At 43.7% G+C, this 14,214-nt stretch carries 10 protein-coding genes; all 10 read right to left on the bottom strand.

What is annotated here, in order from left to right; all coding sequences use genetic code 11:
* Nucleotides 1-263 precede the first annotated feature (263 nt).
* The gene (gene ccsA / locus H6571_19020) at nucleotides 264-3,395 is read right to left on the bottom strand and encodes a cytochrome c biogenesis protein CcsA (GenBank protein MCB9325838.1); all 3,132 of its coding nucleotides are present in this window, start codon (nucleotides 3,393-3,395) and stop codon (nucleotides 264-266) included.
* Between the two features lie 166 nt (nucleotides 3,396-3,561).
* Entirely contained in the window at nucleotides 3,562-4,785 is a 1,224-nt protein-coding gene (locus H6571_19025; GenBank protein MCB9325839.1) for an exonuclease SbcCD subunit D C-terminal domain-containing protein, read from the bottom strand.
* Nucleotides 4,786-4,886: 101 nt separating this feature from the next.
* A complete protein-coding gene (locus H6571_19030) occupies nucleotides 4,887-6,179 on the bottom strand; it encodes a 4Fe-4S binding protein (GenBank protein MCB9325840.1) in 1,293 nt (430 codons plus the stop codon).
* Nucleotides 6,176-8,224: a molybdopterin-dependent oxidoreductase gene (locus tag H6571_19035; protein MCB9325841.1), complete on the bottom strand. Its 2,049-nt coding sequence runs from the start codon at nucleotides 8,222-8,224 to the stop codon at nucleotides 6,176-6,178. Before H6571_19035 ends, H6571_19030 begins: the two co-directional genes overlap by 4 nt.
* 17 nt (nucleotides 8,225-8,241) lie before the next feature.
* Nucleotides 8,242-8,517 (bottom strand): DUF202 domain-containing protein, encoded by a 276-nt coding sequence (locus H6571_19040; GenBank protein ID MCB9325842.1) that lies wholly within the window; start codon nucleotides 8,515-8,517, stop codon nucleotides 8,242-8,244.
* Between the two features lie 73 nt (nucleotides 8,518-8,590).
* A complete protein-coding gene (locus tag H6571_19045; GenBank protein MCB9325843.1) occupies nucleotides 8,591-9,358 on the bottom strand; it encodes a T9SS type A sorting domain-containing protein in 768 nt (255 codons plus the stop codon).
* Nucleotides 9,359-9,424: 66 nt separating this feature from the next.
* Complete coding sequence (locus H6571_19050) at nucleotides 9,425-11,014, bottom strand: CotH kinase family protein (protein MCB9325844.1); 1,590 nt, start codon at nucleotides 11,012-11,014, stop codon at nucleotides 9,425-9,427.
* A 7-nt stretch (nucleotides 11,015-11,021) separates the two neighbouring features.
* Nucleotides 11,022-12,635: a CotH kinase family protein gene (locus H6571_19055; protein MCB9325845.1), complete on the bottom strand. Its 1,614-nt coding sequence runs from the start codon at nucleotides 12,633-12,635 to the stop codon at nucleotides 11,022-11,024.
* A gap of 242 nt (nucleotides 12,636-12,877) precedes the next feature.
* Entirely contained in the window at nucleotides 12,878-13,648 is a 771-nt protein-coding gene (locus H6571_19060; protein MCB9325846.1) for a TraB/GumN family protein, read from the bottom strand.
* A gap of 25 nt (nucleotides 13,649-13,673) precedes the next feature.
* A complete protein-coding gene (locus H6571_19065; GenBank protein ID MCB9325847.1) occupies nucleotides 13,674-14,147 on the bottom strand; it encodes an Lrp/AsnC family transcriptional regulator in 474 nt (157 codons plus the stop codon).
* Nucleotides 14,148-14,214 lie beyond the last annotated feature (67 nt).

Below are 14,214 nucleotides of genomic sequence, written 5' to 3' on the forward strand. Positions count from 1 at the left end.
CGGGGTTTTAAAACCCCGGAGGTCTGACCCCCCCCTGCCCCCCTGGCTAAAAAAGCCTCGAAGTTTAGAAACGTGACATTTTTTGGAAACTTTTTTAAGGGTTTTCTCCATTTTTAGTGGATCAAAGCCATGGCGTGGCAAAAAAAATCCCGGATTTTACCTCAATCGGTAAAACCCGGGATTTTTTTCATCTTTGTTTTGAATCCTGTCGCAAATTTATTGCCTAATAAACATAAGGACTTCAAACAAAATATTACTGCTTATCAACTAATGATTTTAAACTTTCGTTTTCTCCAATAAGCGAGTACACTGATGGCAAACAATGAACCAGCAACGATATAAACCCATTGTGGTACCGGTACCGGATCTCCTGCAGCATAAGAATGTAATCCTGATAAGTAATAATTGACTCCGTAATAAGTCATGATCACCGTTGCCCAGCCGAAAAGAGAAGCCAGATTGTAGGCGAACAGCCCTCCCAATTTGGGGATGATCCGCATATGAAGTATAAATGCATAAACCAGTATCGTCACCAGGGCCCAGGTTTCTTTGGCATCCCAGCCCCAGTACCTTCCCCAGGATTCATTGGCCCAAACTCCACCAAGATAGGTGCCTATGCTTACCATGAACAAGCCTCCGATAAGGGTCATCTCGCTCATAAAAGTCATTTCCTGAATGATATCCTTTATCCTGTCTTTATTTTTTTCAGTTAAAAAGATCATCAGTACCAGGTTGATCAGTCCAATGATGGCTCCCAGCATCAGGAAACCGTAACTTCCTGCCTCAAGAGATACGTGGATGGTCAGCCAATAGGATTTGAGTACAGGCACCAAAGGAGTAATCTCCGGATCGAGGTAACTCAGACTGGCTACCAAAAGAACCGTGGCGGCCAGTACCATTGTGGCGGCTAACCCTCCAAATGACTTGCGGGTAAATATTACCCCGGCAAGGGTCGTCGTCCAGGCAATATAGATCATAGATTCGTAACCATTACTCCATGGTGCCCGACCGGAAACATACCATCGTAACCCCAAACCGAGGGTGTGAAAAAAGAATCCCAGCACGACCAACCCGAATAATATCCGGTAAACTGTTTTTAATTTTGTTTTCGGTCTGAACACGGATAAAAACAGGAAAAATAAAAAGGATAATCCTAAAAGGAAATAAACAACGGCCAAACGACTGAATACATTCAGTTTATTGAGTATGATCTCGGCGTTGATCTTTGAAGCCGTAGGGGTCATCCCTCCGCCCGCTGTTTTTTGATAGTTCCCCAATTCATCAATCAGCTTATCTACAAAAGAATAATCCTGTGTCTGCATGGCTTCCTGAAGTGCCGGAACATAAGCAGCAAAAAAGCGCTCTGCCACCGGTTGGTTAACAGGCTCCTGGCCATGTTCGTCGAGATTATTGGAGACCCATGTATTATTAGGGTCACCGGGAACAGGGATAATCTTAAAGATCCTTCCCGAATAAACCATACTGGCGACATTGACTTTTTCGTCAATTTTCATCAGCTCTTTTTCATATACCCCCCTGTCTATAGGTTGTAATCCATAGGCTCTACGCACTTCTTCCTTCAGTAGGTACTCCCCGCTTGGCGCAAAAAAGTCATTATAAGAGGCCATGTTGCCGGTTACTCCAAGTTTTTCACGGATAGTTTCATGTTTTCCCAATTTAATCATAGGCACCGTGTGCCACTCCCGACTGTTCACGAACATCCCCAATACCACCTGCTCTGCTGAAAGTCCGTTGATACTTTCCTTCCGGGCCAGTTTGCGCAAAATTTCGCGTGACATAGTGTGGACCGGCTTCATTCGTCCTTTATAATCCTGGACAATGAGTTTGCTGAATTTGTCAGCATGGTGAATGTCGACAACATATTGCATACTGGCAGGGGTAATCACTTTTTGTGCCGGCAAAAAAGTGGCCGTCGACAAAAGGATTAACAGGGTCATGAATGCACCTCTTTTTTCCCTGATTTTTTTAATATTTTCTGAGACTTTGTAAAACCTGCTTTTTTTGCTAAGCAAGGAAAACATCATCCCAAGAGTCAGTAGAATATAGCCCAAATAAGAAATCCAGGTTCCCCAAAAATCATGATTGACACTCAGGTAAGTGCCCAACTCATCATTATCAAAGGAAGATTGGAAAAAACGATATCCTCCATAAGTAAGAATATGGTTCATATAGATACGCTGGTCCCGTTTCAGGTCTTTCCGATTATCGATCAGCTGCACTTCACTGGCATAAGAAGATGCGTTATCCGTTCCCGGATATTTTTCCATGATGAAATCATATAATTTTATGGCAAAAGGTAAACTGATTTCTTTAGCGCCATAGGATATGGCAAAGCTCAATTTTCCAGCGTCTATTACTGTTGGCCGTCCAGGCATTCCTTTTTTTCCGTAAACCAATTTTTCCTGAGTCTCTCCATTGATCGTTACATCCATGACCAGCGCGGTCATGCTTTCATTTTTCACTTTTGCATTTTCCGACTTAATCAGGACCGTAGCCTGTTTATTAAAATCACCAAAGACAAAACTATTCATGCCATCGGAATACATGGACCTCAACCTCAGGGGATAATAATTCGGCCCGGGGTACAGGGTATCTACCTGCTGGGTTGCCATGACCATTTGGCTCATCACCCTGTTGGTTTTGATGAGCAGGGAATCATTTTTGAAATCAATGTTTACCGCTTCGGGCAAGGGTTCTGTTTTGAAATTAAAAAGCACATTCCTGATCCGTCGGGTTTCTCCCTGGCTTACGTAATATTCTTCCCGTCCACCTTGCCCGGCCATCACTATTTTGATGGTCGGAAGTCCACTGAGGCTTTCTTCCATCACCTCTGAGGGGTTAGGAATAAAATCCTTTACTTTTACTTCAATTAGATCGCTACCGATAAGGTAGGATTCTTCCCATTTGTTATTGCCAAGGGTTGCAAAAAGGACTGGTTCATCAAATTTATAGGAATTCCCGTCTTTCAATACCTCAAAATTCAAATATGTTTCGGCGGAAAGAAAGGTATTGGAAGTATCATTTTCCCGAATATGCATAATCCCTTCAGAACCAAAATACCGGGTAACGCCAGCGCCAAACAAAATGACGATCATCGCGGCATGAAAAGTCAGTAAGGCCCACTTTTTTTGAGGGATCATTCTGAATTTAATTATGTTCACGATGAGGGTTATCCCAAAGAGCAGCAGCAACAATTCAAACCAAGAAGATTTGAAGATCACTTTTTGGGCGGAACTGGTTCCAAAATCATTTTCAATGAAGGTGGCCACTCCGATTGAAGCGGCAAAAAGCAGCATATAAATTCCGGCTGCGCGGGTATTAAAAAAAGGGGAAAGGTACTTTTTTGCAAAAGTAATGGTGGTGTTCAAATCCATGGTCAAATTGTTTTTTTGTGTTTGTGTTTGGAAGCACTAATTTACCATTTCTGCCCAATAATAACGCTCCTAATTTGAACTAAATCATAACTTTAACTCAATAAACACCGTTTTTGAATCTGGCACCCCACATCCACAAATCTGCACATCCATTTATCCACACATCTTAATTCCCTTCTTCCCGCTCATTCATCCAATCCCTCAGTTCCAGGAAGGAATCCACATAACCCTGCATTTCGGATTCAGGGATGCCAAAACCTTCGCATTTCTTTTTGAAGACATCCAGCTCGTCTAGATCGTCGAGTTCGACGGTTTCCTCCAGTCCAAATTCAAGGGAGGTTTGAGTACGTTGAATTTTGACCCGCAAAATTTCGAGGTTCATCTCTTTGGCAAACTCCCGGATATCCATATCCAGGCGTGGAGTGATCTCATCGGATTCGACGATGACTTCTACCCAGGAAGGAAGAATTTCTGCCGTTTCCTGGTCTAATTTTCGCAGTTGTTCTCTGATCTTTTTCAGGTCTCCTTTAATGCTTTTTAGCGCTCTGAAAAGCGGAATATTCACCACCTCCGTCTGCTGGAGTTTATTTCCTGCAAAGGTGAGCATCACCACACTTTTTTGGTCTTTGATCTCAGAAAAACTCAAAGGAATGATGGAACCAGAATACCGGATGGGAATTTGTTTGCCAATATGCTGTGGACGGTGTATGTGTCCCAGGGCGATGTAATCAAAAACCGGAGGAAATTCAGTGGCGCCTATATTTTCAATATTTCCGATATAAATATTGTCCTGTTTGGCAGAAGCCGTAGCGCCGGCGGCATAAAGATGTCCGGTCGCCAACAATGGAACGTTTTCCTTTTTGTAAGGCTCCACCAGTTGCCCCAGCGCCTGATAATGCTCAACGATGGCCTTACGTAAATGACGGGCCTGCTCTACCCCACTCTCTCCCGCAATGCTGTAATGAAGGTCACGTTCCCGCAAAAAAGGAACCGCAGCCACGACCATCTCAAGTTTGCCGTCCTCACGCCTCAATTCGATGATCTCATCCTTAAGATCTCCCGTGGCGGCCCCGATAACATGAATATTGAAGGCTTTCAGCAATTCAGCCGGGGCATTGAGCATCGAGGGCGAATCGTGATTGCCCCCGGTAATAATGATGTGGCGACAGGAAGTTTTGATCAGTTTTCTCAGGAAATCGTAATACAACCGACGAGCGTAACTCGGCGGATTGCCAATGTCAAAAACATCCCCGGCCAGGATAAATGCATCTACTTTTTCGTGGGTGATAAAGTCAATCATCCAGTCCAATGCAAGCTGGTGTTCCGATTCCCGGTCGTTATTCATAAAATTTTGCCCGAGGTGCCAATCCGAGGTGTGGAGCATTTTCATCGATCCCTTTTTTGTGAAGGTGAAAATAGAAAAAAATTGGGCATTCTTCACCTTTTTTGGAAGAACGCATTTATTGAAAAAGGGTAAATTGGAGTTCCCCTCTAAATGTACTTTTTCAATTCAGTTTGCGGATGGGACACATTCAACTCATTGTAAAATTCAATCCTGTCCAACATTTCTCCTATTGCAAAAATAAAAACAGGAACCCATCCTTCCTCCCAAAAACCGGTAAAGATGGCAACGACCAAAATCATGGGCCTCAACCAGGTGAAAACAAACCTCAATTCGCTTACCGACCTCTTTCTATAAAGATACAAAAAAATACGCCCCAGGCCAATAACCGCAAAGGCTTCAAGCTGCCCGACAAGCAAAAAATACAAGGACAATCCTATGAAGATAACCTGTGCGCTGTGGATCTTTATTTTCCATCCCCAGGTAGCCACCCTGTACAACATATCGATGCTCATCAATAACCCGATTCCCAATATAATTACGACGAGGTCCGGCACGTCAACCATCAATAAATCGACGAAAACGCCCCCGATGAACAATCCAAAAAACAGGATTTCTCTGCTCAGCCAGGAATTGCGTACATTCAAAATGGCCCGCCAGGCCCGCCATTTTTTACCAAGGTGCAAAGTGCTGAAAAAAGCAGCCAGCACCCCGAAGGAGATAAAAACAAGTTTTTCCTCCAACGTAAACTGCCTGGTCAACCCAGCACTGTAAACACTCACCATAACAGTGACGAGTAAGGTGAAAATCAAAAGCGGCCATTCTTTTTTCGCCGATATTTTAGGCACCACTACTTCGGCAACTGCCGGCTCAAAACCATTCTCAAAAAATAAAGACGTATCCAAAACAGGGCCTTCCTTTTTTTGAAGCGGAATGATTTTAATCCTGGACCCTACGTCCACCGGTACCGGACTGGACAGGCGTGATGCTTCCCGTGTAAAGTCAACCTGCTCAAAATCCAGGGCACCCACCGGGCACAATTCAGCACAGGCGGGTTTTAATCCTTCCTTTATCCGGTGGTTGCAAAAGGTACATTTTTCTACAACACCCTTTTCCGGACTGTATTTAGGCGCATCAAAAGGACAAGTCCAGGTGCAATACTGGCAACCGATGCATTTGTCGGCATGGTGAAGCACGGCTCCCGTAATATCATCCCTGGAATAGGCCAGTGCAGGACATCCCTTCATGCAAGGGGCATCATCACAATGATTGCAGGACATGGATAGATAAAACAACGGAAGGTCAGGCTGCTTCCCGGAACCGGGATAGATATTCCGCCAGGGGATGGAAGATTCCCCGGCATTTTCATTGATGCAGGCTACAGAGCAGGCGCTGCACCCCACACATTTATTTTGGTCAAATACGAAAATGTTCTTGGTCATGGGGCAACGGTTTTTTCATATTCCACCATATTATCGTGAAAGGCGGTTCCAAAACCCATATCTGTTTCCCGCCCTTTGGACAGGCTGTTCGGGCACGCATTTTCCTGGTGCCAGTAACCGTTGTAAATCACGATGCAACCCGGCCTCAACCGGGGAGCGATCTTTGTTTTAATGACCAGGGATCCGCGGTCATTAAAAACCTTTATCCAGTCGCCCTCCCGCAACCCTTTTTTCAGGGCATCCGTCAGGCTTATGGTCGCATAAGGTTCAGGGGCAATGGCCCGGATCACCTGCAGGTTCCCGAATTGCGAATGAATGCGGTTTTTTGTATTGGGCGACAGCAGGTTATAGGAATATTTTTGCGGACTTTTTTGTTGGCCCTCGATCAGCGGTTCGTAGGTGGGCAAAGGCGAAACCCTCCATTGGGCAGCAGCCCTTTCCGAATACAATTCAATTTTCCCCGAAGGCGTATTGAATTTAAAATCCTCAAAGGCGATTTCCTGTAACCCGGGAGCCAAAACGGGCCCCTCTTTCAGTTGATCAAGCGAGAGTCCGGGAAAAGGTTTTAATTGTTCGGTAAGCCAGGCTTCAATGGCTTCATCCTCCGGTTTCGGAAGGTGTTTTTCGATGGCTTCCTCCGGAAAACCCATTTTTTTAGCCAACAGGTAATAAATTTCTGTCTCCGGTTTCACCTCTCCCAGGGGTTCGATCACTTTGGGTCTTAACTGTATGTATGGATTCCAATAAGAAGAAATAATGTCCGTTTGTTCAAACATGGTCTTCGCCGGCAGGATGATGTCCGCTTCCCGGGCTGTGTCTGTCAAAAACTGTTCCACTACCACGCGAAATTCCAGCTGGCGGAAAGCCTCTATAATTTTATGGCTGTCGGGATTTTGGGTCAAAGGATTCCCCCTTTCCACCCAGGCCATTTTAAGTTGCGGGGCCTCTAATTTCATCATATCCTCTCCCAGCCTTGCCGTAGAAACGGTCCGCCTGAAAATACCATCGGGTTTATCGGGAGGATAATAACTTTCCGGTTCCTTTACCTGGCTGAAAATATCTCCCTGGAGGTCGGCGTAATGCCAGCAGGCACCGGGTTTACCAATGTTTCCCGTGATCACGGAAAGTGCTAACAAACACCGGATGGTCTGTCCCCCATTGCTATAGCGTTGCATTCCGTATCCTACCACGAGGGTCATTGGGCCGGCATGGGCTATTTCGTCGGCTATTTGTTCCATGAAAGCAACGGGCACACCGCAAATCCGGGAAGCTTCCTCAAGGTTTACCTTAGACACTTCCTCCCTGAACAACTCGAAACCCAAAACGTATTTTTCAATAAATAGGACATCCACCTGGTCCTTTTCGATCAATATTTTTGCCAGGGCGAGTGCCAGCAGCGCATCGGTTCCGGGGATGGGTTGTACCAAAAGATCCGCCTGTTGGGCCGAAGGGGTGAACCGGGGATCGATGACGATGAGTTTGGCGCCCTTTTCCTGCGCCTTGCGGATGGGCATCATTTGCTGGATGTTGGTTTCCGCAGGGTTTTTTCCCCAAAGGATAATGAGTCCGGCATGCTCTATGTCCCAGGGGGCATTGTGCTTATTTTCTCCCAGCGTCAGGCGCGTAGCCTCAAGCCCTGCCGGCCAGCATAAGTTGCCATAAACCGTCGTGGCGCCTCCGTACATTTTCCAAAATTCGGAGCCCACTGCATTCAAGAGGCCCGACATGCCGCTGGAAGCATAAAACAGTACACTTTGAGGGCCGTAATGTTTTTTGAAAAATTCAAGCTTTTCGGCAATAACTGACAAGGCTTCCTCCCAGCTGGTCCGAATAAAACCAGCTTCCGTTCTTTTTAAAGGATGAAGTATCCTTTCAGCAGAATTGACTCTTTCTACATAACTCAATCCCTTGATACACGGGCCTTCGGGGGTGGCACGGTTGAGGGGCTGAGGATCGATTTTAACGACCCTGCCTTTATCCGTCCAAACTTTGAAGGAACAGGTACTATAACAATTTCTCGGGCAGGCGGTGTGTCTGACTTCCATACTTTCAGAGCATTAAATCATGGTTTCTCCTCCTCAAAGTCGTAGTATTTTTTCAGGTGCCATTTTACATAAAAAAAACGACTCGCTCCAATGACAAGAAGCAGCGGGGCTATGATCAAAAGCAGGAATCCAATGGCTCTGATTTCCTGTAAAAGCTCCATTTTAAGAATAGCAAATCCCGAACTCAAAAAAACGATAAAGGTTCTGAAATAAGCGAGAAAGGTACGTTCGTTGGCCAGTTTGGTTCGTTCGATGGCCAAAAGATCCGTTCGGCTCATTATTGATTTATTCATGATGAGTGTGCTATTTTGGTTGTTCTCACAATATAGGGGATTATTTATGGAATGGCAATTAATTCGAAAAACCTCATTGCCTGAAAACTTTCGTTCTCTCCCGCGTACCATCTTCAAACTGCACTTCGACCACATAAACCCCTGCCGGCAAACCAGACAGGTCAAATTGTAGGTTATGCTGGTTGCCGGCCATTAAAACCCTGGATTCAAGGTCAAAAAGGCGGATATTTATAGCTTCTTCAGACACTACATTGAGGCATTGTCCAGCAGGATTTGGATATACCATCCATTTTTTTTCTCTTTCTGTAATATTTAATGCAGTGATTACCTGCAATGGGTTTTCGCTACAGGAGGAAAATATTTCATGTACGGTAAAAATGATCGCTGTATTAGAGAATCGGATAAAACAGTACAAGGTATCCAGCCCGTTTTTTCGAAAGGAAAGGTATTTTTCAGCGATATGTTCATGACCGTAATTTCCCAATTCCCCCGTTCCGAAAATAAAATCCAGCTGTCCGGTCCAAAGCGCATCATCAAAAAGAACAGTATCCCCTTCGGCGATGGGGGTCACTGCTCCTATGCCTGAATTAAGCACCTCAACATGATCCGCCATAAAAAGGGAAAGTCGATCCCATGGCCAGGCCACATTGGTGCCTAAAGAAGAACTGAAGCCAAAATCTGTTATTCCATCACAATCAATATCAAATGTCACTTCAGAATCAGGGACAAAGGTTTGATTTATAACGATTTGGGTAAGGCCGGTGGTATCTCCGGCAATCCAAAACTGGGCCTTGAGGAAAAGCACATTTAGCAGGAAAATAAGCGTAATGATAGCTTTCATAAAGCTAAAACCGGATTTGCGAAAAAAAATCAAACAAAAGATTTCCTCTGAACAAGAGGAGTCATCTTACTCCTCTTCCCCTAATTCATAAAATTCAAAGGAAGCTCTTTCCGGAGAAAGTGAAGCGGTGGCGTTCCCTTCTGCAACAATATAATACTGAAGATTTTTGCCACTTTCTACGGTAGCCCCCCAGATGTTATCTCCCATGACCTGGTCATTGTGTCCTCCATCATCGAACATTTCGATTCTTTTGAAATTACTGAAGGTACCGTGACGATAATACAGCCAGGCTTTTTCCGTATGCTGAATGTTGGCGGAAACAGCCACAAAGTCCTTGAAATCGAGGGCCGTCACTTCGCTGATCAAAGGCTGGGGCAGGTTGAGCATACCGTGATTTTCGAGGTATTGCACCCTGGGGGCCATTAATTCGGCGATACCAATGATCATTGATTTTTCCGCTTTCGCAGAAACCATGAGGTTGGTCTCAAACCCTTCAAGGGTATATAATTTATTGGCTTCAGCCTTTACATGTTCACTGATCAATGCCTGTATTTCCCTTCCACGATCCAAATAAGCCCCATTGGAAAAATTTTCTTCCAGCATAGTCTTCAAATGGGCTGCATAGATTTTACGATAGAGGTTGTCGGTCAATAATTGGGTGATGAGGGGACGTTTTTCATTCTGCTCCTTATAGTGAACAAACGGACTCATGGTCTGCATTTTGTCGTTGGATAACGGAGCGCCAGTTCCTAGGTAACGAAAACCGCCAAAACACAAATTCATATCCCACATCAAGGGATGGAAAATGCCTAAAGTATCCCTGTAAAGATAATAATTGTGGCACAACCGCCCTAAATAACTGTCCAGATTCACGGTCAGGTTATTGAAAGCGTGCATCCATAATGTTTGGTCAACATCCAGAATGTCCTCTATTTTTTCCGGTGAATTATTCAGGATATCTGCAAGGTAAATAATGTCTTTCCAACCATTTTTATCCTTCAATTCATAAAGGTGCATATAACAGGTAGAATCCTGTCCAAGGTACATCAGCGAAGCATTATCACCAGGAGGACAGGAGGATTGAACTTTACCATGCCAGTTCGGATCACATTTGATCAGGTTTCCGTCATCCTCACTGTAATAGGTCTTTAGAAATTTTTCGTCAATAGATTCCGTATTATTGTATATCCCCAAGTATTCATCGTTCACATAGACCTTTGCAAAATTAGCTTTAGGAGCCGGCATGTATTTACCCACAATTTCATAGGCCAACACTTCGCGAATGTAGCTGGGATCCCTGAAAATATTAGATAATTTAAGGGTGGTGTATCCTCCTGGCAATTCTTGTCCTTTCTCCACAAAATCCACCTTAATATTTAAAGGTAATTTCGGAGACCCCGTCTGACGAACATTAAAATAAGAACTGTTGCCCTTATAACGAATGCCGGCTTTTTCGTAGCGTTTTCCATTGATCACGGCCGTTCCCACCAGCCTATGATCATTTCCAGCCTGTTTCAGGGAGTCGAGCAGAACATCCCAGTTGCCTTCCGCAAAATACAATTTGACTTCCTGGATGGTTTTTACATCGTAAATATCCTGAGCACAAAGGCTCGTTGTCCAGCAAATAGCAAATAGTAAGAAAGCCCTCTTTATCATAATGAACCTATTGATTTAACTCAGAAAGTGAACTAGAGTGCAATTCCCGAGTATAATTCTGGGGGCTGAAACTTAAAGCTTTTGCATTTTCTGCTTTAATATAAAATTCTATACCATCCACTCCGTTTTTCGGAGAGATCACCACACCGTATATGTGATCATTGGCGACACCGTCATCACTTTTTCCATCATCAGCCATTTCCACCATCTTCCATTCGTCCTTTTCATTAAACCTGTAATACAGGAAGACTTTTTTGGTATACTGATCCAGCACCGCCTGTATTCTAAAATCCGTCACTCGCTTTTGTGAAAATTTCTCCCTACCCGAAAGGGTCACATCGCCGATAGCAGGTGGAAGAATGGTGAAATTAGGATTGCTCTTCAAAAATGTCACCCGATCTTCCATAATATTGGCCACACCAGGAATGCGGCTTCTCTTTCCTATGGTAGCGTCTATGCTTTTGGAAAAATCACCCGTGCTGTAATAACGGTTGCGGTCGTTGACCAGGTCAGTAAAAATAAATTTCTGAAGATCTTTCACCCGTTTTCTGAATAAAGATTTATCCAGATGATCCTCGATTATGGCGCGACAATGCGAAAAATACAATTTTTTATTTTCCTCATTGGCAAGCAAGGAACTAATAAGTGGTTTCATCTGGGAATCGACGTGCAACAGAGGGTCCAGGTTCATCAATTCCAGCGTAGTGAGATCTGAGCCCACTCCTGTATTTTTAAAACTCCCGAAGGCCAGGTTCATATCCCCCAAAACCGGAACAAAACGATCTTTAGCATTTTTCACCAGGTAATAATTGGGACTTCCTTTTCCTGTATAACTGTAAAGATTCAACAGAACGTTATTGAAAGCCAGCATCCATAAGGTCTGATCAACATCCAGTAAACCGGCAATATTTTCTTTCTTATTGTTCAAAACATCGGTCAACATATACAAATCACTCCAATTACCGAAAATTTTAACAAAATTCTGGTCAAAACAATCAGCATTATTGTCATGGCGCAGGGTACCAAAATATTTGCTCTGACAGCCATCGGTTTCTTTTTCGCCTGCATTGGGATCACTGTAAAAAAGTCCTTTTGCATTAGGCCCAAAGTGATTTTCCACAAAAGTGGCATCGACTACTTCAACGTTGACGAAAAGGCCATAATACTCATCATTGATATTCACTTTTGCATAATTGGCCTGAGGTGCGATCATATAATCCCTTGCGATTTCATAACCTGCCACCTCGCGAACCATACTGGGATCTCTCAATGCACTGGATAAATCCAATGCTTTTACACCTTCGTAAGTAAGGTTTTTATCGACGGTAGAAAGTTGGACAAACAGCCCGTTACGCCGGCCTCCTGGCGTAAATGATCTGGCATCACGATACCGAACGCCAGCCTGTTTGTAAACTTTCCCGTTAATATTAAGATCTGCAGGCAACAACTCTTCCCCGTTGTATCGAAGGGAATCGAGGATGTACCTCCAGTTTGATGCTTTAAAGCTAATGCTCACATTCTGGATTTCGTCAACATTATAAAAATTCGACTGGCCAGAAGCGGTATTAAAAAACCAAATGCTTAAGTTGAAAATAACCAGGTGTAAAAAAAATCTTTTCATAAGGAGTGTAATGTGATATAATTTTTATAGATAGTCCAGTTGTAAAAATATCAGTCTTTATACGGAACCAATTCCCTGCAATATTAAGAAAATAATTCCATAAAATGGTTTTGATTTATGAAACGTCCTCTAAATTTTATGGCCGGCCGCTGGCACTTTTTAAACGTTACCGGGCTATTGGTTAAACTTAATAATTAAGATTTCCTCCCTATCCACTTCATTATTATTACAATAGAATCCCCTCAGGCAACGGGCTTTAAACGGTAGCCTTTTTGTTTTAACAACCGTAAGACCCCCTGTTCACCTCCCAGATGTCCGGCTCCAATGGCACAAAAAACGGTATTTTGTTGCCGGATCAATTCATCGATCCTGTCGGCCATAATCCGGTTGCGACTGAAAACCATTACTTCCTTTCGGTTTCCGGCTCCCTTGAGGGCTGATTTATGAAGGAGTTTCAGGTTCCCCTTTTCATAATAATCGAGCAACTTCAACAAGCTTTTCCTAAACCGGGAATAGTTTTTGGCGATCTTCTTAAGGTTTTCCAGGTGATCCTCAAGGGGCAGTTGTTGCATAATGTTGATTTGTTCCTCTATGGTCTCAATGCCAAACCGTTTTTTATCCACGGAGGTGGCGTATTGCCACAATTGGTCGTCCAGGAAAACAGGCATTTCATTGGAAAGGATAGCTTCCGAAATGATATTCATGATTATCATCGGATGCATGAAGGTCAATCGTTCCAGTTCCAGTTTCAGGGCCTTTTTCAGAATACGTCTTAATTTTTGGTAAACCTTAACAGGAAGGAGGAGGATAAGCGGAAGAACAGGTTGTAATTGAATCGGGGCTGTTCCTCCGCTTCTCATTTCATCTAGATTGAGTTCCGTGGCAAAGGCTTCACATTGGTCAATTTTCTGATACAGGGTATCCAGCAAACCAAAAGCTTTGGCATCTTTGATGTGCATCGTACCGAAAAGCCAGGAAGGCCCGGGCAAGTCCGATTCGATTCGCCACAGCAAACAATTCTTTTTTTTCAAATTCCGTTTATTCGTACTTGAATGGCAAAATTTTACTGTTCTTCACAGTAGACAGCGTCATTAAGGTTTTTAAACGTTCAATTTCTTCAATTTGAGAAAGCGTTTTGAAAAGCAATTTTTCGTAGGTCGGAATATCCGCACATACAATTTTGATCAAAAAGTCGGCCTCCCCGGTAATGATGTAACATTCTGTTATTTCATCAATCTCTTTGATCTTTTCAAGAAAATGATTTAAGGCATTTTCTTTTTGCCAGGCAAGAGAAACGAGAACAAAAGTCATCACGCTCAAACCGATGCTGTTGGGGCTGACAACGGCGTGGTAGCTGTCGATAACACCTGATTGTTCTAGCTTTCTGACACGTTCAAGGGTTGGTGCAGGAGATAACCCGATTTTCTTGGAAAGATCCAGGTTTGTTATCTTGCTGCTTTCCTGCAGAATCTTAAGTATTCTGAGATCAGTCTCATCTAATTTGTTGCTCATTTGTCGTAGTTATATCGTCAAAAATTTAAGCCCGCAAGATAACCGTAAATAAAACAAAAATCAAGCT

The organism is Lewinellaceae bacterium (assembly GCA_020636105.1).
Lineage (GTDB): Bacteria > Bacteroidota > Bacteroidia > Chitinophagales > Saprospiraceae > BCD1.